Below are 21,631 nucleotides of genomic sequence, written 5' to 3' on the forward strand. Positions count from 1 at the left end.
CATGTTAAGCCATGCAGCCATCATGGTCAAACTGGTAAGCTTGCTGCAAAACATTTTTAGATGCGCTATCGTTTCAGGTTCCGAGCGAACTCGACCTTCACACAGGAACCGCATGAACTTCAAACGCAAGCCCCTTCTCAACACCGTTGCCGCCGCCTTGCTGGGCGCAGGCATGATGGCCGGCGCCTTTGCCGCCTCCTCCGGCAACGATCCCGCAACCCTGGCGAAAATCCGCGACGCCGCGATGCAGAGCGATTACGCCTACGAGCGCCTGGAAGACATGACGGACCTGGTGGGCCCGCGCCTTTCCGGTTCCCCCGGCGCGGCTGCCGCCGTGGAACAGGTGGCCAGCGAAATGCGCAAGCTGGGCGCCAAGGTCACCCTCCAGCCGGTGAAGGTGCCGCACTGGGTGCGCGGCGAAGAGAAGGCCGAGCTGGTGGAGTACAAGGGCCGCCCCAACGGCGTGACGCAGCGCGTGGTGCTGACGGCGCTGGGCGGTTCGGGCGCGACCCCCGCCCAGGGCCTGACGGCCGAAGTGCTGGTGCTGCATGACCTGGACGAACTGAAGGCGCGTGCCGCTGAAGTGAAAGGCCGCATCGTGCTGTTCGACGTGGCCTTCGACCAGGGCATGGCCGACCGCGGCCTGGCAGGTCCGGCCTACGGCCGTGGCTCGCGCGTACGCACGCAGGGTCCGCGCATGGCGGCGGAACTGGGCGCGGCCGCGGCGCTGGTGCGCTCCGTCGGCGGCGCGGACTTCCGCCTGCCGCATACCGGCGCGACCGGTTTGAGCGACAAGAACCGCATTCCCGCCGCCGCTGTGAGCGCGGAGGATTCCATGCTGATGGTCCGCCTGTCAAAACGCGGCCCCGTGAAAATGAAGCTGGTGCTGACGCCGCAGGTGCTGCCTGACGCCGACAGCTTCAACGTGATCGCCGACCTGCCGGGCACGGAGAAGCCGGAAGAGGTGGTCATCGTTTCCGGCCACCTTGATTCATGGGACCTGGCCACGGGCGCCCACGACGATGCCACCGGCGTAACCAGCTCCATGGCCGTCATTGAAACGCTGAAGAAGCTGAACCTGAAGCCGCGCCGCACCATCCGCGTGATCGCCTGGATGAACGAGGAGAATGGCGGCCGTGGCGGCGCTGCCTACCACCAGGCCAACAAGGGCCAGCTGGACAAGCAGATCGCGGCCATCGAAAGCGATGGCGGCGTGACCGGCCGCACCTTCGGCATCCTGGCCAGCGTGCGCCAGCCGGTGGACAAGCTCTTCGCCCCGCTGCAGCAGGCCCTGGTGCCGATTGGCGCGGGCAGCTTCACCCGCCGCGATGTGCTGGGCGCGGGCGACCTGCATGCAATGGAAGCGGACGGCGTGCCAACCTTCGAGCCGCACGTGGACACGGCAGCCTACTTCAACTACCACCACACAGCGGCGGACACCTTCGACAAGGTCGATCCGGCAAACATGAAGCGCCACGTGGCGGTGATGACTTCCCTGGCCTGGTATCTGGCCAACATGGAGGAGCCCATCGGCCGCGCGCCGGAGCAGTTCCGTTAAATGGCGTCGAGCGGAATCCGGAGATAGCGCACGCCGTTGTCTTCGGGTTCCGGCAGCTTCCCGGCGCTGATATTGACCTGGATCGCAGGCAGGATCAGCGTCGGCATGGACAGTGTCGCGTCGCGCTTCGTGCGCATTTCCACGAACTGCTGCTCGCTCACGCCGTCATGGATGTGGATGTTGGAGGCGCGCTGCTCGGCAACCGTGGTCACCCACTGGGCCGTGCGGCCAGCAGGCGGATAGTCGTGGCACATGAACAGCCGCGTTTCCGGCGGCAGGGAGAGCAGGCGGCGCACCGATTGATACAGCGTGGCCGCGCTCCCGCCGGGGAAGTCGCAGCGCGCCGTGCCCACGTCCGGCATGAACATCGTATCGCCCACGAAGACGGCATCGCCGATGCGGTAGGCCATGTCCGCCGGGGTGTGGCCCGGCACATGCAGCGCCTGGGCCTTGATGGCGCCGATATGGAATTCCTCGTCCGGCTGGAAGAGATGGTCGAACTCCATGCCGTCGAAACGGTCGCGCCGGTTCAGCACATGGGAAAACGCCTTCTGCACTGCCGTGATCCCGGCGCCGATGCCGACACGCCCGCCCAGCTTCTTCTTGAGATAGGGCGCCGCCGACAGATGGTCCGCGTGGGCGTGGGTTTCCAGCAGCCAGACGGTGTTCAGGCCATGCTCGTGCACATAGTCCACCATCCTGTCCGCGTTGGCGGTGCGCGTCCGGCCCGATTTCGGGTCGAAATCGAGTACGGAATCGATAACGGCGCAGTCGCTGCCCGCGCCGCTGTGCACCACGTAGCTGACGGTGGAGGTATCGGGATCGAAGAAAGCTTGGATGATGGGTTCCATATCAACATTATAGCTTGCCTCGCCGGGGCCGCTAATCGTTCAGGCCCATCCCGTCGAGAATGCGCGGCGTGCATTTTTCGATGCGCGCCTCGCGGGTTTTCGACAGCTTGGCCGCGGAAAAATGCAGCAGGTAGCCGCGCTGGCGTCCCGGCGTCAGGGCCTCGAATGCATTCCGCAAGGCCGGATTCCTCTGCAGTTCGAAGCGGAATTCGTCGGGCATATTGAACTCGGCCGTTTCCTTGAATTCCACTTTGAGACCGGCTTTTTCGATCTCGATGGCTTCCTTGATATACGCCTTTAACACGGATTTCATCTTCACGATTTCCTGAACACCGGTGAAGCGTATCTGCCGCGTCGACTGCGTATTCTCGGTCTGGGTAACCAGGATGCCTTTACCGTCCTTCATCAAGGCGCCTTTGAAGAAGAGGAGGGCGCAGTACTCCTTAAAGCCGTGCATCAGGACGACATTCTTCCCGTCGAGCGCGTAGCAGGGAACGCCCCATTTCAGTTCCTCGGTAAGCGGGCAGTCGAGCAGGATGCTTCTCAATTCCTCGAATTCCGGCTTCCAGTTTTTCTGCCTGCTTAAAAATGCGTCGACTTTAGGATTCATTTTCTCGGGACTCCCTTTGGATGAATTCAAACGAGCGCTACTATAACCCCAAGTTCGTGATATCGTTATCGCGTCGTCTTCGTACAGGAGAAAGCATGCAGAGACCCCGCTTGTACTCTGTCGCTGGATTGGCCCTCAGCGCATGGACGTCGGCGGCTTGCGCAGACCCTGTTCAGGACAGGATCGCGGAGATGTCGCTTGAAGAGCTTTCAAACATCCGCATCACATCCGTTTCGCGCCGCGAGGAACAGCTCTCCGACGCACCGGCATCTGTTTTCGTGATCACCGGCGACGATGTGCGCCGTTCCGGCGCCGCCAGCCTGGTAGAGGCGCTGCGCCTCGCTCCCAACCTGCAAGTCAACATGGTCAACTCCGGCGGCTACGTGGTGACTGCGCGCGGCTTCGCCAACAACGACGGCAACAAGCTGCTCGTGCTGATCGACGGGCGCTCCGTCTATTCGCCCCTTTTCAGCGGCGTGTTCTGGGACGCTCAGAGCGTGATGCTGGACGATATCGAGCGCATTGAAGTGATCAGCGGCCCTGGCGGCACCTTGTGGGGCACGAATGCCGTCAATGGCGTCATCAATGTGATCACACGTTCGGCCAGCGGCACACAGGGCGGACTGGCGGCAGCGGGCGCGGGCAACCTGCGCGCCGATGCGGCCTTCCGCTACGGCGGCAAAACCTCGTCCGACATCAGCTACCGCGTCTACGGCATGCATTTCAACGTGCAGGATACGGAGACCGCGGCGGGTACGCATGTGGACGATGCCTGGCACAAGACGCAGCTTGGCTTCCGCACCGACTGGGAGCGTGGCGACGACGCTTTCACGGTGCAGGGCGACGCTTACCGCGCCGGGAAGGGGCAGCCAGCGCCCGGCAGCATCACCATCTCCGGCGTGCACATGGACCTGAAGGATGTGTCCCTGCGCGGCGCGAACGTACTGGCGCGCTGGACCCGCGCGCTCGACGGCGGCGGCGAGATGATGGCGCAGGCCTACTACGACCGCGTGGAACGCGACAATCCGCCCACCTTTGCCGAGGTGCTGGACATCGCCGATGTGCAGGCCCAGTGGCGCCTAGCAGCCATCGGCAGGCATACGGTGACGGTCGGCGGGGAATACCGATTCGCGCGCGACCGCCTCACCAACAGCACCTATATTGCCTTCCTGCCGGACCGGCAGGACCTGAGCTGGAGCAGCCTCTACGCGCAGGACGACGTCAGGCTCTCGGCCGCCACCACATTAACAGCGGGCGTGCGCATGGAGCGTAACCGCTACACGGGCAACGAATTCCTGCCGAATTTGCGGCTGTCATGGAAGGCCACGCCGGACCTGCTGCTGTGGGGCGCCGCATCGCGTACGGTGCGGGCGCCTTCGCGCCTGGACCGCGATGTGTTCATTCCTGCGAAGCCTCCCTACCTGCTTGCGGGCGGCCCGGGCTTCGAATCCGAAGTGGCGCGCGTGTTCGAGCTGGGTGCGCGCGGACAGGCGGGCAAGATCAGCTACGCAGTCAACGCCTATCGCGCGCTGTACGACGATCTCCACACGCAGGAGCTGGCGCCGAGCCGCCGCTCCGTCTTTTACGGAAATGGCATGATGGCGTCCACCCGCGGCGTGGAAGCCTGGGCCAGCTATCAGCCGCACCAGCGCTGGCGTCTGACAGCAGCCTTCACCACCATGCACGAGCGCTTCTGGCTCAAGCCGGGCAGCATCGATACCGCCAATTCGGTGAAGAAGGCAGGCCACGACCCGCGCAACACGCTGCACCTTCGCTCTTCCTGGCAAATCGACGACAGGCTGGATCTGGACCTGAACTGGCGGCGCATCGGCCGCCTCGCCAATCCCGACGTTCCCGCCTATCGCGTTCTCGACGCGCGCCTGGGCTGGCGACTGAGCAAGGCGCTCGAACTGTCGCTGGGCGGCACGGGGCTGGGCGGCTCGCATGGCGAATTCGGCGACGTGGCCACGCGCACGGAGATCGAACCGTCCGTCTATCTCAAACTGCTCAGCCGATTCTAGCCGGGAGCGCCCATGCTATAGTGGGCGGCTCCCGATGAAAAAAGTCCTCCTCTACATCGCCAAATGGTCCGTGCTGGCCGCGCTGGTTGCCGTGCTGGCGGGCAGCGCATCGGCCCTGTTCCTGTTTTCGCTGGATGCCGCCACGGCCTGGCGGCTGGCTCACCCGTGGATCATCTGGCTGCTGCCTTTCGCAGGCTTTGCGGTCGGCTGGATTTACCTGCACTACGGCCGCTCCGTTGAAGCGGGCAACAATCTTCTGATCGACGAGATCCACGATCCGCGCAATGTTGTCCCGCTGCGCATGGCGCCGCTGGTGCTGGGCGGCACCGTGATCTCCCACCTGTTCGGCGCATCGGTGGGGCGCGAGGGCACCGCCGTGCAGATGGGCGGTTCGCTGGCCGACCAGCTCACACACCTGTTCCGGCTGCGCGCCGGGGACCGCCGCCCGCTGCTCATGGCGGGCATCAGCGCGGGCTTTTCTTCCGTTTTCGGCACGCCGATGGCGGGAGCGGTCTTTGGCCTGGAAGTGCTGGTGGCGGGCCGCATGCGCTTCGAAGCCATCTATCCCTGCCTGTTCGCCGCCGTGCTGGCGGACAGGGTAGGGCTGCTGTGGGGCGTGCAGCACACGCATTATTCCGCCGGAGCGCTGGCGCCTGTCGGCATCTGGAGCATTGCGGCGGTAGCGCTGGCGGGCATTGCCTTCGGGCTGATGGCCAGGCTGTTCGCAAGCTCCGTGCATGGCCTGTCCGCGCTGTCGAAACGGCATATCGCTTATGCGCCGCTGCGGCCGTTCATCGGCGGCCTGCTCATTGCGCTGGCCGTGTGGGCGCTGGGCACGCAGCGCTATGTGGGCCTTGGCATTCCTGTCATGGTCGAAGCCTTCCAGCAGCCGCTGGCCCCATGGGATTTCTTCGGCAAATACGCGTTCACGCTGGTTTCGCTGGGAACAGGCTTCAAGGGTGGGGAAGTGACGCCATTGTTCTACATAGGCGCCACGCTGGGCAATGCGCTGGCGCCGCTGTTGCAGCTGCCTTTCGGGATGCTGGCGGCGCTGGGTTTTGTCGCGGTCTTTGCTGGCGCGGCGAATACGCCGCTGGCTTCGGCCATCATGGCGATCGAGCTCTTTGGCGGCGGCATGACGAGCTATGCGCTGGTGGCCTGCCTGATGGCCTTCTTCGTGTCGGGCCACCCCGGCATCTACACCTCGCAACGGCGGGCGTCTAGCCGATAGGCGCGAGGCCGTCCTCCAGGCCGAGGCGGCCCAGCAGGCGCCGCGCATCGAAGGGGGCGTGCACCTTGATGTCGTTGTCGAAGTAGCAGAAGATGTCGCGGCTGGCGCGCTTCGGCGGCTTCGTCTCCGAGATCAGCTTCGCGTCGTCCGGCTGGCTGCCGGTGGACCAGGCGCGTATGCGCTGCTCCCAGCGGTCCAGCGCTTCATCCGTATAGCCGCTCGCGTACAGCTCCTTTTCGCCGTGCAGGCGCAGGTACATGAAGTCCGCCGTCACATCCTCGTAGTCCGGCCATTTGCCTGCCGTATCGGCCACCACCATGGCCACCTTGTACTTGCGCAGCAGCGTGATGAAGGCTTTGTCATTGAAGCTCTCGTTTCGGATCTCCATGGCGTGGCGCAGCTTGAACTTGCTGTCGATATCGAGGAAGGTGCGGCCCTTCATGCGCGGCTCGTGCCGCTTCGCCAGCTCCAGCGCTTCGTCGGTGTCGTGGGGGAGGAGGCTGAGGAAGTGCTCGACCAGCTCCGCGTCGAACTTGAACGTTGGCGGGAACTGCCACAGGAAAGGGCCTAGCTTCTCGCGCAAGGCGAGCACGCCGGATGCGAACACATTCGCCAGCGCGCCATCCGGCTCGCGCAGGCGCAGGATATGCGTGATGAAGCGGTTGCCCTTGTGGCTGAACATGAAGTCCGGCGGCGTGGCGTCGTACCAGGCCTGATAGCTGGCGGGACGCTGCAAGGAATAGAAGGATCCGTTGATCTCGATGGTCGGCAGCGCGCGCGACGCAAATTCGAGCTCGCGCGCCTGCGTCAGGTCTTCCGGATAGAACACGCCGCGCCAGGGAACGTAGCGCCAGCCCGATATGCCGATTCGTATTTTCGCCATGCCGCAGAGTATAGGCAGCGCGGCAGCAAACCGGCGCAGCCTTGCCTCAACGCAGGATAGGCAAGGCTGCCAGCGCGCTCAATCCAGCCGTCAGCGTGGCAAATGCGGTGCCGATAATGAAAATATACAGGTGATGTATTTGTTTCTGGGTGGCCTCCGAATTTCGCCTGAGCTCGGTTTCGATCGCATCGAAGCGCCGGTTGTTCTCAGCCTCAATGGCGTCCTGGCGATGACCCAGCTCGAGGCGCAGAGAATTGATAGCTTCAAACATCTCCGCCTTCGTGGGGGTGTTCAAGAGCCGCTCCTCCATTCGCGCCAGTTGAACGGCCATCTCTTCGGGCTGACGTTCCATGGTGCCTCCTCTTGTATTTGGACCAATCGCTGGTTGAGAAGTTCCGTGAAGTCAAAATGCTTGATTTAAGTCGAAAACAAAGGCAATATGCTTTCAATGAATTGACTGGACTAGCAAATGGACTTTGCTTCCCTTCTCAAGGGCGCCGCTGTGGGCTTCGCCATTGCGGCCCCGGTCGGCCCTATCGGGCTCCTTTGTATCCGCCGCACGTTCTCGGATGGGGCGATGACCGGCCTGGCCACGGGCCTGGGCGCGGCGGCGGCCGATGCCACCTACGGCCTGGTTGCCGCCCTCGGCCTGGGGGCACTGACGGCACTGCTGCTGAACTATGCGAGCTGGCTGCAAGTCGGCGGCGCAGTCCTGATGGCTGCTCTCGGCATTGCCTCGCTGCGCCGGGCCGCGAGGCCGGCCGCCGCATTGGCAGCGGCAGCCAAAGGCTCCACGGGACTGCTCTCGGCATTTGCGAGCACCTTCATGCTGACGCTTACCAACCCCATGACCATCCTTTCCTTCGCCGGCATGCTGGCCGCGCTGTCGCCGTCCGGCACTGGCGTGTGGGGCGGCGCGGCGCTGGTGGCTGGCGTGTTCGCGGGCTCGGTGGCGTGGTGGCTGCTGCTGGTAGGAGGCGTGAGCGCCAGCCGCAAGGCGCTGCCGCCCCAGGCCATGCGCTGGATCGAAGGATCGTCGGGACTGGCCTTACTGGGCTTCGCTGCCTGGAGCCTGCATACCGCTGCCTGAGAAAACTTCTCCGCAAGCGCAGACAAATCGGGAAATTTTTGCAGCGGCCATCCCCTACAATCGAAGGCTCACAACCCAGGAGACGCCCATGCTGCAAATGAGACCCGGCTGCGAATGCTGCGACAAGGACCTGCCGCCCGAATCCACCGAAGCGCGCATCTGTTCATTCGAATGCACGTTCTGCGTGAGCTGCGCCGAAGGTGTACTGGGCGGCGTGTGCCCCAATTGCGGCGGAAGCTTCGCACCGCGTCCCACCCGGGCAAAGGCCAAGCTCGACAAATACCCTGCATCGACGGAACGCATCTACAAGCCTGCGGGCTGTGCAAAAGCCGCCTGAGTTCCCGGCGAAGCAAAGTGCTTGCAATAGTTTCCAATTCGTGAAACTATTCGCCTGTACTCACTTCGCACGGAGATTCTCATGCAGCTGACTTTGTACTACCACCCCCTCGCTTCCTACTGCCACAAGGTGCTGATTGCGCTGTACGAGCACGGCGCCCAGTTCGAACGCCGCATCGTCGACCTTGGCGATGAGCGCGACCGCGCCGAACTCGCCGCCATCTGGCCCTTCGTTCGTTTCCCGGTCATCCGAGATCACGAGCGCAAGCGCGACGTGGCGGAATCGGCCACCATCATCGAATACCTCGACCACTACCAGAACGGCGCGGGCAAGCTCGTTCCTTCAGGGTGGGAAGCAGCGCTCGACGCGCGCCATTGGGAACGCTTCTTCGACCATTACGTGCAAACGCCGGTGCAGGCCATCGTCCAGGACCGGCTCACGGGCCGCAACGGCGATACCAGCAGGGAGCGTACCATGCTGGCGACGGCCTACCGCCTGATCGACCAGCGCATGGCAGGGCGCCAGTGGATTGCAGGGGAGTTCAGCATGGCCGAATGTTCGGCAGCGCCTGCGCTGTTCTATGCCGCCACGCTGGAAGCCATCCCCGAGGGCATGTCCCATCTTTCCGCCTACTTCGAAAGGCTGATGGCACGTCCGTCCGTGCAGCGGGTACTGGCCGAAGCGCGGCCGTACTTCCCCATGTATCCCTTTGCCGAGGCGATTCCGGCGAGGTTCCTGGAGGGGTAAGCGTGTCCACGCTGGACCTGAAATTCCACGCACTGTCCGATGCCACGCGCAGGGCGCTGGTTGAACGCCTGAGCCTTGGGCCATGTTCAATGAAGGAACTGGCCGAACCGATGGCGGTATCCCTGCCGACGGTGCTGAAGCACCTGGCGGTGCTCGAATCGGGCGCCATCGTCATCTCGGAAAAACAGGGCAGGGTGCGCACGTTCCGCATCGCCCCCGACGCCTTCGCCGACATGGAGCGCTGGGTGGCCGAACGCAAACGCATGTGGAATTCGCGCTTCGACAAGCTTGAACAATATCTGGAGGATCAATGATCGGCAGTTCTACCGTGCACTCTAGCTTCGCCATCGAGCGCAATTTCCGCGTGCCGCCCTCAAAAGTGTTTGCATCCTGGGCCAGCGTGGAAGCCAAGAAGGTATGGTTCTCCTGCGACGACGCCATGGTGACGCAGGAATTCAGCCTCGACTTCAGGCCGGGAGGGCGCGAAACCAACCGCGTCGCCGTGCCGGGCGGCGAAGTGCACATGTTCCAGGGCGTCTACCTCGATATCGTGCCGGACCGGCGCATCATCTATGCCTACGATATGCATGTGGGCGAGAAGCGCATCTCCGCCTCACTCGCCACGGTCGTCTTCGAGCCGCAGGGCAGCGGCACGAAAATGGTGTTCACCGAGCAGATTGCCTTCCTCGACGGCTACAGCGACCGGGAAGAGCGCATCCGCGGCACGGAGATCGGCCTGGACAAGCTGGTGCTCAGTCTCGAACCGATGGACGGCCCGGCGCAGTAGGCCTTCGCCGTACCAGGCCAAGCACAGCGAGCCCCGCCAGCAGCATGGCCCCGTGCGCAGGTTGGGGCACCGGCGATACGACGGCAGCGCTGGTGAACAGCGAGAGCAGGGCGTAGCCTTCCGCGCTGGCGCTGGTGCCGTTGCTGAAGGAGGCCTGCAGCAGCGTTGTGCCGTCGCCTATCCCGCTCACGCCCTCGGCGTTGACGGTGTGGCCGTCTTCGCCCGCCGGATCGATGAACACCTCAAGTACGCTGCGTGCGAGGAAGGAGCTTCCGGGGCCGCTCACGTGGGCCGAGTAATCCATCGCGGTATGGAACGTGACCGAAGTGTTGGCGGAAAGCGTAAAGGCGACCGGGTCGCTGAAAATTGAGTGATAGGCGTTCAGCGTGCGGTCCGTGGTGCGCAGGTGGTCCTCGATTGTCAGCACCTGGGAGGGCGCGGCGCCGCGGCTGCCGAGGGAGGCATGCATGGTGCTGTCGCCGCGCACATAGTCCAGCGATAAGGGACCGCCCTCGAAATCGGAACGATTGAGATAGTCGCTCACGGCCGGATGGCCGCGATACCACTCGGAATAGGACGCCCCCAGCGTGCCGCTATAGCCGTCGGACGACAGGGGAATAAAGCTCAGCGAGGGCGCAATGCCGTCGGAAGGATCGAGATCGGTCAGCGTATAGCTGAGCTTCCCGTAAGTGATCGTTGCGTCCACATCCGCCAGCGCAGGCGCGCTCCAGGCGGCGCCCAGCATGCAGCCGAGCAGGACGAGGGGTTTAGCCAGTTTCATTGCAGTCTCCAGATTCGGCATGCCCCTAGCTTACCGGGCACGCCTTCCGGACTGCGTTTCAATTGAAAATCTTTCTATTGAGTATCTCAGCCCGCGTAGGCTGGCCTCTCAACGAAGGCCGGCGGTTCCAGCCGCGCCCGCAGTTCGGCGCTCGGGGTTTCGCCTGCCTCGATGGCGGCTGCCAGCTCGACCAACGCCGCCATATTGCTGGGTTTACGGGCGTGGAGGTCGAAACCGGCTTGTATGGCATGGCGCTGGGTAATGCCGTCGGTCCAGGCCGTGAGGGCAACCAGGTAGAGCGGGTCGGGCAGGCCGCTGGCGCGCAGGTTGCGCGCCACCTGGAAGCCGTCCACCTGGGGCATGCCGATATCGATAAAGGCCAGCATCGGCAGGCATTGGCGGGCGACGGCAACCGCCTGGGCGGCATCCGTGCACACGGTGCAGGGATAGCCCAGCTCCGAGAAGAGCTCGCGCAGCAGGTTGGCCACCTGGGCATTGTCATCGACGATCAGAATGCGGGTGCGGGGGCGCATCGGGGGCTCCGGTAGCAGATCGGGAGAGGCAGTCTAGCCTAACTCAGCAGTAAGGTGCGCGCGCTTGACGCACCGCTGGAGTGATGCACCCCCCGGGGTGGCGCTGTGACCGGGCTACGCCGCCTTCCCGCGTCCGGCTTGGACTACCTGCCCGCGCCGATCGGGCGCCACTGATAGCGCTCGCCGTCCCGTACGATGGTTCCCACGCCGGGGTAGGGGAGGTGCGCGCCAAGGACGGTCCAGCCCTGCTGCGCCGACTCCGATAGCCAGCGCTGGCGCATGGCCGACGCGTCGGCAGGCTTCGAGTCGTAGCGCGTGCCCACATCCAGGTTCGCCAGCTGGACATCGGCGACGTGGATCAGGTCTCCCCAGAAGAGGGAGGTTTCCTTGCCCTGTTTCCAAAGGAAGGCCGCGTGGCCGGGCGTATGGCCGCCCGCATCCTGTGCCACGATGCCGGGCAGGATCTCGGCCTTGTACTCGAACGCCTTCAGGCGGCCTGCCTGTGCATAGGGAGACAGCGCCGACTGGATGGCCAGAATGAGCGGCCGGAATTGCTCGGGAGCCCGGGAGGGCAGTTCGGGAGCAAGCCAGAATTTCGCTTCGTTCGCGTGGACATGCACTGTGGCGTTCGGGTACATCGGCTTCGTGCCGTCCAGCAGGCCGCCCACATGGTCGGCGTGCATGTGGGTGATGAGGACATCGGTCACCTTTTCCGGCGCGAGGCCCAGGGCACGCAGCGTCGCCGCCAGCGTTCCTCGGTAGGACGGCAGGATGGATCCGCCGCCCGCATCCACCAGCACTACGCGCTCCCCGAGCCTCAAGACATACACATTGACAGGGGATGGCGAGGGGTTCGGCTGGCCCGCCTTCGCCAGCGTTTCCGCCAGTTGGGACGGCTCGATGTTGGTCAAGGCCTCGCTGACGGCTGGCTGAACGCCGTCGAGGATGGCAATCACCTGGGCGCCGCCGACGCTCAGGACGCGATGCTGGTCTCCAGTGGCCATCACTGGTGCGGACGCCCGTGCGGACAAGGCCAGGGCCACCGAAAAGGGGAGGAAGTAGGTTCTCAGATTCATATTCTCATTCGGATAGGATCCTGCGGAGGATACCGAATGGAAGTTGGCGCGGCGTTGCCGCAATTGCTGTTTTGCGTACCTACTTCAGCGGCAGGTAGTAGTCTGCAAGGCGCTCATGCGGAGCCGTGAACACGGGATCGTTGACGTAGTGGCACAGTACCCGCCCCGGCGCGGGCGCCAAGCCTGTATGGGCAGCCGCGAGGCGCCGCAGTTCCGGCGGCGAAGGCCTGTCGTTGCCGCGCCAGCGCACGACGAGATGCCTGCCGCCGCCAATAGCCCCCTCGCAGGCGCCGCCTATCGGAACCACGCCGTTCAGCCGCTCGATGCAGGCGCCCGAGGAAACGTCGTCCAGGCCCGAATCCACCTGCGACCATACCGTCCACGCGGCGCGCGCAATACCCCGGTTCTCGGCGCGGGCGAGCAGGTTGTCGAAGGTCGCACTCGGGTCTTCGAAGTCCGCAAAGGGAAGCCTGTACACACGCCGAGGGGGCAGCTCGGCGACGCCAACCTGGTAGCGGGGTAATGGGGCGGATTGGCGCATCACGCTCGGGGTGACGCCGAAGGAGCGGTGAAAGGCCCGCGCGAAGGTCTGCGGCGAGCCATAGCCGCAGCTGAGGGCCGTCGAAGTGACGTCCGCCCCTTCATGCAGGAGCGCCTGGGCGCGCGCCAGCCGAAGACGGCGTACCGTCACAAGCGGCGTTTCGAGCAGGGCCTCGGCGTAGAAGCGCTCGAAATGGAACTTCGACAGGCATGCCACGTCCGCCAACGCCGCCAGCGTAATGTTCTCGGACAGATGGTGTTCGATGTAATCGAGCACACGCCGGAGGCGGCGGCGCTTCTCGATGATGTGGCGCACGGACATACAATTCCTCTTTTTGGCGTTCCCGAAAAGTCTAGCATTACCCCGATATGGAAGCACGTGGGTTCGCCGAAAGGAACCCTCAAGTCATTACCTCCACATGCATGGCTCCGTATTGGCTTCTGGGTGTGACATTTGGTGAGTATTCTGTAGGCCGCAATAGGCTAACATTGCGTAGGATCAGTCCTACATACGCCGTTTGTCATGTTTATACGACGAACTCAGATTGCATTTTTAATAATTAAATAATATGGAACACAGAATTCTTCATTCGCATGTGGCAGACTTTGCGAATTCTGCACAGATATCCAATTTGCCTGAGCATAAACGCTTTGAGTATTTTACGAATTATTCGATCGTTTCGAGCATTCATCCTGAAGCGTTCACGGAAATTGGCGAGCTCGCAAGCATTGATGTCGATGAATCTGGGACGTTTGGGATCGATGCAATATCCGTAATAGTCAATAGTAATATAGTTCAGTGCATCGATGATATAGATCTTCAGGCTAAATCAAATCATATAGATGCAACCGTTCTTTTTATACAGGCCAAGACCTCCAGATCAGTCGATACAGGCGATGTACTCAAGTTTGCCGAAGCCGTGAAGAATTTCCTCCTGAACCTGTCGCAGAGTGAGGAGCACGATAATCTTAACGCGCAAAAGGAGCTTCTTCAGCACCTGTTCTCGCCAAAAATTGCAAAGCTGCACGGCCGCGACTCGCCAAAGTGCCAGATGGCATTTGCATACACTGGCAGCCACAAAGTAGATGAGTTTATCGATGAGATTGCTACTGGCAGGTGTAGAGAGCTAAAGTCCAGCGTTCCAGATTTTAAAAGCTTCAACATAGATTTCTACAATGCTGAAAGACTTATTGATACCTACAAGCAGGTAGAAAACCAATTTGAAGTAGAGATAAGATTCAAGAACAACCTGCCCTTGGATACAATTTCAGGCGTTGAGCAAGCCTATATCGGCTACATCGATGCAGCTGAGTTTCTTAAGCTGATAACTGATCCAAAAGACCAAATTAGGCGGAATGTGTTCTATGACAACGTGCGTGATTTTCAAGGTATTGAAAACTCCGTTAATACGGAAATTAACGAAACCATTTCGTCCCCTAATGAGGTGGATAAATTTATTCTATTTAATAACGGCGTGACCGCTGTTGCAGGGTTGGTAAAGAACTTGGGCGCCAACAGATTTCTTCTTCGGAACTACCAGATCGTCAATGGTTGTCAGACCAGTAACGTCTTGTTTCTCAATCGCAAAGCGGAGCACATTGATTCAATATCCGTACCTATAAAAATTGTTCATACAAATGAATCCGAAGTCGTTGGTGCCATTATTAAGGCAAATAATCGGCAAACACCGATCCCGAACGAAGCTTTCGTGGCGCTTCAGGAATGGCATAAGCGCTTGCAGGAATATGTTTCGGTAGAGTCGCGACGGGTGGGGGAGATCCTTTTTTATGAACGACGCTCTAAGGAGTTCACTTTGCTGGAGCAGGCGCCTGAGAAGAAGAGGGTTGTCGGGCTCCACAGTCTTATCAGATCGTATACGAGTACTTATCTACAAAAACCTCACTCGGTTATTGCAAATAACACAACGGAGATTCTGCGATCGCGATCGGACCAACTTTTCGGTTCTGATCATTCCCATGCACCGTACTTTGCTTCCGCATTGCTTCTGTATAAGATCAACGAGTATTTAGGTAGTTTAGACAAGGATGGCTTCATTTACCGCCACCGCTATCACATAGCTATGTGCTATTGCTTCCAAATATGTAGGGCAAATAAGTTACCCCCGCCAAACTCAAAGGCAGCGATTGCGTTGGCAGACGATATCGTAAAATCGATAGCGGATCCCGATGAGCTTGCCCGTAGGGTTACCAAGATCGGGGGGCTAATTCGGTCCAAGCACAGTGAATTCAAAAGGAATAATGGCTACACACCACGAAATCCACCCATGCGGTCAGCCGAGTTCACTGAACTATTGTTGAAATCGTGCCGGTGAACGCATGGCAAAAGGCTTGACGGCAGTGGCAGCTACTTACCTTTGCCTTGTGCCCGCGATGCGTGCGTTTGGCGCATGCTGCGGAGGTCAGGACAGACGCTGAGGTGACGGCGACAACCCAGCCCTCAGCTTGTTGAATGAATGTCTATCACGCGACTATAGAGAGCGTGGTCGACTCCGCTTGCCAACCTGCGCAAGGTTTCACTACGGTTACGGGGATTGAACTGAGCAAGTGGACCGAAAGCACAGCAAAGTTGAGAAACCGCTACGTTGTGGTAGAGATCGGCAAGTAGTGCATTCGCAAGTTTCGGCTCGCGCGCCACGCAAACGTGTAATGACCCAGCGGTTCCTGCTCAACTTAAGCCGCTAATCTAAACGCCTCAGCGGGTGTTTTCATGCCCAGCGCCTGATGCGGGCGCCGGTTGTTGTAGAAGCCAATCCAGTCGGCGATGACCCGGCTGGCGTTTTGCAAACTTTCGAAGCGGTGCCGATGTACGCACTGCTCCTTCAGCGTCCTGATGACGCGCTCCACCATGCCATTCTGCTCGGGGCAGTGAGGCGTGATGAATTCCTGGCGCAGGCCATAGCTGCGCACCAATCTGGTGTAGCTGCGGCTGGTGAAAACCAAGCCGTTGTCCGACCTTAACAAGAATGGCGCTGTAACTTTGCCCAGGGTGCCATAGCGGGCAATAAGGGCCTGTTCCAAGGCCGCCTCCGCCGTTTTAGCCTTGCCGGAGCGGGAAAGATGCCAGCCCAGTAGTTCACGGGTATGGCAATCGATCACCAAAGCCAGCACTGACCACCCATCGCGCCCAGCCCAGACGCGGCACATGTCGGTCGCCCAGCGCTGGTCCGGAGCCGTCGCCACCGAAGGCAAGGCCTGCACACGCGGACGAAAGCCGATCGGCCGCTTCTTCACTTGCCAGCCACGTAGTTGGAAGATGCGTTGCACGGTGTTCTTGTTGAAGCCCAGCAGGGCCGCCACGGTGCGATAGCCGAACGATGGCTCCTCGTTGATCATGGCCTTGATTGGTTCGGCAAAGCGCGGCTGCACCTTCGGCGCCGCCTTGACGGACTTGTAGTACACCGTCCGGCGCGGCATGTCGAACCACTGGCACAGCTTATTGATCGAAACTTTGAATCCGTCTTCTGCTAGTCCCTGGCGGATCGTTTCGATCACTTCTCTTCCTCGCCCAGCAGGGACGCCAGCTTTTTTCTGGCACGCAGTTCCAGCATCGCCTCACCGTAGGCTTCTTGAAGCTCTTTGATCTGGCGTTCGTACTGCTCGCGGACGTCGAGCGGTTTTGCCCGCAAGGCGTTCTCCATGCCCCGCTTGGCTTCATCCACCCACTCTTCGATCTCCGAAGGCGGCATATCAAAGGCCCGGCTGGCCTCTGCCACGGTGGTCTTACCTTGAATGATTTCAGTGACCAGCGCTGCTTTGCGCTTCGCCGTCCAACGTTTTACTTCCTCTTCCATGACCATGCTCACGTGATGTCCTTTCTGTATTATCACCTGAGCAGGAATTCACTGGGTCATTACAAACGCGTGTATCGGAATCCATGCTGGTGCCCCGAGCCGGAATCGAACCGGCACGGCCTTGCGGCCAACGGATTTTAAGTCCGGTGTGTCTACCAATTTCACCATCAGGGCATAGCCCGCTATTATGACATGACTATTCGCTAACTTCCAGTTTTGGAGGGACTTGGGCCGGGGTGCGCGGATGGTGTAGCATGCTGGACGGCAGCGGGCGGGGCTCGCTGGCTCATCCGGGAATCTATGCATGCAAATCAGAATTAACGATGTACTGCGCGCCTATATCGATCCGCTCACCGAAGCGGAGCGGGAGGCGCTGGAACGCAGCCTGCTGGCCGAGGGCTGCCGCGACGCCCTCGTGCTGTGGGACGATGTGCTGGTGGACGGCCATAACCGCTACGAAATCTGCCAGAAGCACGGCATTCCGTTCAAAGTCACCCAGAATACGAGTTTCCAGAGCATCGAGGATGTGATGCTGTGGATGATCGATAACCATCTTGGCCGCCGCAGCGTGTCCGATTTCCAGCGCGGGGTGCTGGCCCTGCGCCAGAAGGATATTCTGGCCAAACGCGCCGAGGAAGCCGCTGCGCGCGTAAAGGCCGAGGATGCGGCCATTGCGCCGCCCGATCCCGAAAACGAGGCGCCTCCGCCGCCCAAGCCGCGCACTTCGCGCGAGGATATCGCCCGCGCCGCGCGCCTGAGCAGCAATACCATCAGCCAGATCGAGAAGATCCAGAAAACGGCCACGCCGGAACTGGTGGAGGCCGTGCGCCAGGGGACGATCTCGATCAACGCCGCCGCCACCGTGGCCTCCCTGCCCGAGGCGGAGCAGGTGGCTGCTGTCGCAGGCGGCAAGGAGCTGCTGCGCAAGGCGGCGAAGGAGATCCGCGAGCAGCGCGCCGCGTCGCGTCCGCCACGTGTGCCCAGGCAAGCGGAAGGCGAGAGCGCGGAGCCAATGAGCGAGGTGGAGCAACTGCGCATGGAAGTGGCCCAGCTTAAAGAGAAGAATGCCGCCCTGCGCGCGGAGAACGCGGAGCTGCGCGAGCGCATCGCCGCACTGGTGGATGCGTCCTGATTATTGAACGGAGTAGCTCTATGCAGAGATTGAGTCCTGTGCTGGCCGCGTTCTGCGCTGTGCCGGTGGCTGTGCTGGCGGCGCCTGCGCCTGTGCAGCATAGCCAGATGTCCGGTTTCGAGGTCATGCGGCTGGAACGCATCGCCAAGCGCGTGACCATCCTGCGCGACAAGTGGGGCATTCCCCATATCCAGGGCAAAACCGATGCCGACGCGGTCTTCGGCATGCTGTACGCCCAGGCGGAGGACGATTTCAAACGCGTGGAGCTGAACTTCATCAACGCCATGGGCCGCCTGGCCGAGGTGGAGGGCGAGAAGGCGCTGTACCAGGACCTGCGCATGAAGCTCTTCATCTCGCCCGAGCAGTTGCAGGCGCAGTACAAGGCCAGCCCCGCATGGCTGAAGAAGCTCATGGTAGCCTGGGCCGATGGCCTGAACTACTATCTGTTTACCCACCCCGAGGTGAAACCCCGCCTGCTGACGCATTTCGAGCCGTGGATGGCGCTGAGCTTCAGCGAAGGCAGCATCGGCGGCGATATCGAAACCGTGAACGTGAAACAGCTGGAGGCCTTCTACGGCAGGCAGCCCAGGCCCACGCTGGCGTTCCGGGGCAGCGACCTGGATCAGGAGCCGCGCGGCTCGAATGGTTTTGCCATCGCGCCCGCGCTGAGCAAGTCCGGGCATGCGCTGCTGATGATCAATCCGCACACCTCCTTCTATTTCCGTCCCGAGATCCATGTGACCAGCGGCGAAGGCCTGAACGCCTACGGCGCAGTGACCTGGGGGCAGTTCTTCGTCTATCAGGGCTTCAACGACCGCCTGGGCTGGATGCACACCTCGGGCGGCGGGGATGTGATCGACGAGTTCCTCGAAACGGTGGTCGAGAAGGACGGCAAGTACTTCTACAAGTATGGAGCCGAGGAGCGTCCCGTGAAGGCTGTCGATATCCGGCTGCCCTACAAGACGCCCAGTGGCATGGCCGAGAAGGTGGTTACGGCCTGGTTCACCCATCACGGCCCCATCGTGCGCGAGGAGGGGGGCAAATGGGTGGCGGTGGCGCTGATGAACGAGCCGCTGAAGGCGCTGACGCAGTCCTTCATCCGCACCAAGGCGCGCAACTATGCCCAGTTCTACAAGGCGATGGAGCTGCGCACCAACTCCTCGAACAACACCGTGTATGCGGACGCGGACGGCAATATCGCCTACTTCCACGGGAACTTCATTCCCATCCGCGATCCGAAATTCGATTACACCAAGCCGGTGGACGGCAGCGACCCCGCCACGGACTGGAAGGGACTGCACGCGGTGAAGGACACGATCCAGCTCCTCAACCCGAAAAACGGCTGGATCCAGAACACGAACAACTGGCCCTTCTCGGCGGCGGGCGCTTACAGCCCGCGTCCGCAGGACTATCCGGCCTACATGTCCATGAATCCGGAGAACGCACGGGGCATCCATGCTGTGCGCGTCCTCCAGAACAAGAAGGACTTTACGCTTGAGAGCATGATCGCGGCGGCCTACGACAACCAGCTGACGGCCTTCGAGCCGCTGCTGCCGCTGCTGGTGCGCGCCTACGACGAGGCGCCAGCCAGCGACCTGGAAAAGGCCGGCCTGACCGAGCAGATTACGCTGCTGCGCGACTGGGACATGCGTTATTCGGTGACGTCCGTTCCTACTTCGCTCGCCATCTACTGGCTGCAGGACATGGTGAAGACGCACGGCCCGGCGGCCAAGGAGAAGGGCATCCCGGTGCTCGACTACCTTGCCACGCAGCCGACGCCGCGCCAGCGCCTCGAAGCGCTGACCCGCGCGTCGAATAAACTGCAATCCGACTTCGGCAGCTGGAAAACCCCCTGGGGCGAGATCAACCGCTTCCAGCGGCTCACGGGCGACATCGTCCAGCCTTTCGACGACAGCAAGCCAAGCATTCCGGTGTCTTTCGCGTCGGGTAACTGGGGCTCGCTGGCGGCTTTCGGCATGACCTCCACCCAGCGCACCAAGCGCATTTACGGTGAGCGCGGAAACAGCTTTGTGGCCGCCGTGGAGTTCGGCCCGCGCATCCGCGCGCGCAGCATCCTGGCGGGCGGCGAGAGCGGCGACCCGTCCTCGAAGCACTTCAACGACCAGGCCGAGATGTACGCGCGGGGCGAATTCAAGGATGTTCTGTTCTATAAGGAAGACATCGAACAGAATCTTGAACGCAAGTATCACCCCGGGGAGTAGTTCCACCCGCTTTGAGCGGTGTCAAGCCGGGGCTGCCGGGGTGGGGCGCAGAATGGTCAATATGACATTGCTGCGCCGGGGGAGCCATGGCGACCAAACTCCATCAGCAGGGCGCCGAGGATACGCACCGCATCCACGACTTCATCTTCGTCCGCGAGTTGAACGAAGTCTATCTGCTGCTCGATCACATCTCGGGCCGCTGGGACAAGAGCCTCTACGACCGGCATGTCACCGGAATGCCCCACATCCGCGATATCTGCCGCATCGGCCTCATGCCGGTTGAGAGCGAGAACGACCGCATCAACCAGGCCGTCACCCTCCTGCGCGCAAAGGATATGCTGAACGCCGCCGCGCGTCCGGCCTCCGGCCTGACCATCGCTTTCACGCTCCTCGTCATCGGCGAGGAGGACCGGCGCAAGATGCTGCCGCGCTGGCGCAAGCTGCGGCGCAACGGTCACCAGGCCAAGGCGCAGGAGGCGCCTCCCGCCGACCCCACCGAGCTGCGCGACATACCCAACGCCTCCTGGCTCGGCAAGCCCACCCGCCTCACACTGGCACGCTACGCCTTTCCCGGCCTGGTGAACGTGGCCATGCGCTTCAACCGCAATATCGCGCGCATCGTCTACGGCTTGATCTTCATGCTCGCCTTTACCTGCCTGCTGTCCTGGCATGTCATGGCGGGCAACCTCATTCTCCAGAACCTGGACGCGGTGCGCGAACAGCGTACGGCCATATTCAAGGAGATTTCGGAGGCGGAGCTGAAGTTCGGGAATGGCAAGGAGGGCGCACAGGCGCTGAAGTCGCGCTTCTGCACCGTGCCGGTTTTCCGCACCATCGAGGAGGCCCAGCTCTGCGAGCGCCGCCGGGCGCTGGATAACCAGCTTTCCAGCACCCGGCGCAACCTGCGCCAGTGGCTCGCTGTCCCGAAAACCCTGTACCACGCCGTGACGTTCTGGCTGCCCCTCGAACCGCAGTCGGCCGACTTGGACGAGCGGCGGCGGGGCAACGAGCAGCTGGCCCGCATCGTCACTCTCGTCGCCGGGACGGCGGTGCTGCCGCTGTGCTACGGCATCCTGGGTGCCGGGGCGGCAGTGGTGCGCACCATGTCGTCCAAGATCCGTGAAAGCCTGCTGTCGCCGCGCGACCTGAACCTGGCGCTGCTCCAGCTGGCGCTGGGGGCGACGGTGGGGGCCTGCATCGCCCTGTTCGTGAATCCCTCCGGCCCGGCGGGCGGGAACGACGCGGGCCTGCTGGGCACCTGGGCCCTGAGCAGCTCGGCCCTGTCCTTCATCGCCGGTTTCGGGGTGGAGGGGGTGTTCCTGGCCCTGGAAAGCTTCGTGCGGCGGGTCTTCAATATCGGCGACCAGGGCAAGCGCCCGTGATTTATAATTCCGCCACTTTGACCAGCGACAGAAGGCTT

At 61.9% G+C, this 21,631-nt stretch carries 22 protein-coding genes and 1 tRNA gene; 12 read left to right on the forward strand and 11 right to left on the reverse strand.

The window, feature by feature from the left end; all coding sequences use genetic code 11:
- Positions 1-112 precede the first annotated feature (112 nt).
- Positions 113-1,558 carry a M20/M25/M40 family metallo-hydrolase gene (locus tag LSQ66_RS07605; protein ID WP_231769187.1) on the forward strand — a complete coding sequence of 482 codons (1,446 nt, stop codon included), beginning with the start codon at positions 113-115 and terminating at the stop codon, positions 1,556-1,558.
- Here the strand turns inward: LSQ66_RS07605 and LSQ66_RS07610 are convergent.
- Together LSQ66_RS07610 and LSQ66_RS07615 are read right to left on the reverse strand one after the other, a co-directional pair.
- Positions 1,555-2,409 (reverse strand): MBL fold metallo-hydrolase, encoded by an 855-nt coding sequence (locus LSQ66_RS07610; protein WP_231769188.1) that lies wholly within the window; start codon positions 2,407-2,409, stop codon positions 1,555-1,557. The two genes, LSQ66_RS07605 and LSQ66_RS07610, sit on opposite strands and share 4 nt — an antisense overlap.
- Before the next feature lie 31 nt (positions 2,410-2,440).
- Positions 2,441-3,019, reverse strand: coding sequence for a YdeI/OmpD-associated family protein (locus LSQ66_RS07615; RefSeq protein ID WP_231769189.1), 579 nt, complete (start codon positions 3,017-3,019; stop codon positions 2,441-2,443).
- A gap of 191 nt (positions 3,020-3,210) precedes the next feature.
- Here LSQ66_RS07615 and LSQ66_RS07620 point away from each other — a divergent pair, with 191 nt between their 5' ends.
- Both LSQ66_RS07620 and LSQ66_RS07625 read left to right on the forward strand, forming a co-directional pair.
- Positions 3,211-5,040 carry a TonB-dependent receptor plug domain-containing protein gene (locus LSQ66_RS07620; protein WP_231769190.1) on the forward strand — a complete coding sequence of 610 codons (1,830 nt, stop codon included), beginning with the start codon at positions 3,211-3,213 and terminating at the stop codon, positions 5,038-5,040.
- A gap of 34 nt (positions 5,041-5,074) precedes the next feature.
- The gene (locus tag LSQ66_RS07625; RefSeq protein ID WP_231769191.1) at positions 5,075-6,271 is read left to right on the forward strand and encodes a voltage-gated chloride channel family protein; all 1,197 of its coding nucleotides are present in this window, start codon (positions 5,075-5,077) and stop codon (positions 6,269-6,271) included.
- On the opposite strand, the gene LSQ66_RS07630 is transcribed toward LSQ66_RS07625, so the two are convergent.
- Together LSQ66_RS07630 and LSQ66_RS07635 are read right to left on the reverse strand one after the other, a co-directional pair.
- Positions 6,261-7,154, reverse strand: coding sequence for a DUF72 domain-containing protein (locus LSQ66_RS07630; protein WP_231769192.1), 894 nt, complete (start codon positions 7,152-7,154; stop codon positions 6,261-6,263). The genes LSQ66_RS07625 and LSQ66_RS07630 overlap by 11 nt on opposite strands.
- A gap of 46 nt (positions 7,155-7,200) precedes the next feature.
- The gene (locus LSQ66_RS07635) at positions 7,201-7,506 is read right to left on the reverse strand and encodes a hypothetical protein (RefSeq protein WP_231769193.1); all 306 of its coding nucleotides are present in this window, start codon (positions 7,504-7,506) and stop codon (positions 7,201-7,203) included.
- Between the two features lie 117 nt (positions 7,507-7,623).
- Here LSQ66_RS07635 and LSQ66_RS07640 point away from each other — a divergent pair, with 117 nt between their 5' ends.
- The 5 genes from LSQ66_RS07640 to LSQ66_RS07660 all read left to right on the forward strand — a co-directional run bounded on the left by LSQ66_RS07640 (position 7,624) and on the right by LSQ66_RS07660 (position 10,115).
- The gene (locus LSQ66_RS07640) at positions 7,624-8,244 is read left to right on the forward strand and encodes a LysE family translocator (protein WP_231769194.1); all 621 of its coding nucleotides are present in this window, start codon (positions 7,624-7,626) and stop codon (positions 8,242-8,244) included.
- Positions 8,245-8,332: 88 nt separating this feature from the next.
- Positions 8,333-8,581, forward strand: a complete 249-nt coding sequence (locus LSQ66_RS07645) for a DUF1272 domain-containing protein (RefSeq protein ID WP_231769195.1) — start codon at positions 8,333-8,335, stop codon at positions 8,579-8,581.
- Between the two features lie 81 nt (positions 8,582-8,662).
- Complete coding sequence (locus tag LSQ66_RS07650; protein WP_231769196.1) at positions 8,663-9,328, forward strand: glutathione S-transferase family protein; 666 nt, start codon at positions 8,663-8,665, stop codon at positions 9,326-9,328.
- A gap of 2 nt (positions 9,329-9,330) precedes the next feature.
- On the forward strand, positions 9,331-9,642 hold the full coding sequence (locus LSQ66_RS07655; protein WP_231769197.1) for an ArsR/SmtB family transcription factor: 312 nt from the start codon (positions 9,331-9,333) through the stop codon (positions 9,640-9,642).
- Positions 9,639-10,115: an SRPBCC family protein gene (locus LSQ66_RS07660; protein WP_231769198.1), complete on the forward strand. Its 477-nt coding sequence runs from the start codon at positions 9,639-9,641 to the stop codon at positions 10,113-10,115. Before LSQ66_RS07655 ends, LSQ66_RS07660 begins: the two co-directional genes overlap by 4 nt.
- Here LSQ66_RS07660 and LSQ66_RS07665 read toward each other — a convergent pair.
- The 4 genes from LSQ66_RS07665 to LSQ66_RS07680 all read right to left on the reverse strand — a co-directional run bounded on the left by LSQ66_RS07665 (position 10,081) and on the right by LSQ66_RS07680 (position 13,367).
- Complete coding sequence (locus tag LSQ66_RS07665) at positions 10,081-10,896, reverse strand: hypothetical protein (RefSeq protein ID WP_231769199.1); 816 nt, start codon at positions 10,894-10,896, stop codon at positions 10,081-10,083. The two genes, LSQ66_RS07660 and LSQ66_RS07665, sit on opposite strands and share 35 nt — an antisense overlap.
- An 86-nt stretch (positions 10,897-10,982) precedes the next feature.
- On the reverse strand, positions 10,983-11,429 hold the full coding sequence (locus LSQ66_RS07670) for a response regulator (RefSeq protein ID WP_231769200.1): 447 nt from the start codon (positions 11,427-11,429) through the stop codon (positions 10,983-10,985).
- Between the two features lie 143 nt (positions 11,430-11,572).
- The gene (locus LSQ66_RS07675) at positions 11,573-12,505 is read right to left on the reverse strand and encodes an MBL fold metallo-hydrolase (RefSeq protein WP_231769201.1); all 933 of its coding nucleotides are present in this window, start codon (positions 12,503-12,505) and stop codon (positions 11,573-11,575) included.
- A 79-nt stretch (positions 12,506-12,584) separates the two neighbouring features.
- Positions 12,585-13,367: a helix-turn-helix domain-containing protein gene (locus LSQ66_RS07680; protein WP_231769202.1), complete on the reverse strand. Its 783-nt coding sequence runs from the start codon at positions 13,365-13,367 to the stop codon at positions 12,585-12,587.
- 247 nt (positions 13,368-13,614) lie between these two features.
- On the opposite strand from LSQ66_RS07680, the gene LSQ66_RS07685 reads away from it, so the two are divergent.
- Positions 13,615-15,378: an AIPR family protein gene (locus tag LSQ66_RS07685; protein ID WP_231769203.1), complete on the forward strand. Its 1,764-nt coding sequence runs from the start codon at positions 13,615-13,617 to the stop codon at positions 15,376-15,378.
- 358 nt (positions 15,379-15,736) lie between these two features.
- On the opposite strand, the gene LSQ66_RS07690 is transcribed toward LSQ66_RS07685, so the two are convergent.
- From LSQ66_RS07690 to LSQ66_RS07700, 3 genes are all read right to left on the reverse strand, one after another.
- Entirely contained in the window at positions 15,737-16,558 is an 822-nt protein-coding gene (locus LSQ66_RS07690) for an IS3 family transposase (RefSeq protein WP_231766975.1), read from the reverse strand.
- Entirely contained in the window at positions 16,555-16,887 is a 333-nt protein-coding gene (locus LSQ66_RS07695; protein ID WP_267871889.1) for a transposase, read from the reverse strand. Before LSQ66_RS07695 ends, LSQ66_RS07690 begins: the two co-directional genes overlap by 4 nt.
- Positions 16,888-16,944: 57 nt before the next feature.
- Positions 16,945-17,031, reverse strand: a tRNA-Leu gene (locus LSQ66_RS07700).
- 130 nt (positions 17,032-17,161) lie between these two features.
- On the opposite strand from LSQ66_RS07700, the gene LSQ66_RS07705 reads away from it, so the two are divergent.
- The 3 genes from LSQ66_RS07705 (at position 17,162) to LSQ66_RS07715 (ending at position 21,593) form a co-directional block, all read left to right on the forward strand.
- Positions 17,162-17,989: a hypothetical protein gene (locus LSQ66_RS07705; protein ID WP_231769204.1), complete on the forward strand. Its 828-nt coding sequence runs from the start codon at positions 17,162-17,164 to the stop codon at positions 17,987-17,989.
- Between the two features lie 20 nt (positions 17,990-18,009).
- On the forward strand, positions 18,010-20,211 hold the full coding sequence (locus LSQ66_RS07710; RefSeq protein WP_231769205.1) for an acylase: 2,202 nt from the start codon (positions 18,010-18,012) through the stop codon (positions 20,209-20,211).
- Between the two features lie 86 nt (positions 20,212-20,297).
- On the forward strand, positions 20,298-21,593 hold the full coding sequence (locus LSQ66_RS07715; protein WP_231769206.1) for a hypothetical protein: 1,296 nt from the start codon (positions 20,298-20,300) through the stop codon (positions 21,591-21,593).
- The last annotated feature ends 38 nt before the right edge of the window (positions 21,594-21,631 follow it).

Origin of the sequence: Massilia endophytica (assembly GCF_021165955.1) — a bacterium.
GTDB classification, from domain to species: domain Bacteria; phylum Pseudomonadota; class Gammaproteobacteria; order Burkholderiales; family Burkholderiaceae_D; genus Rugamonas; species Rugamonas endophytica.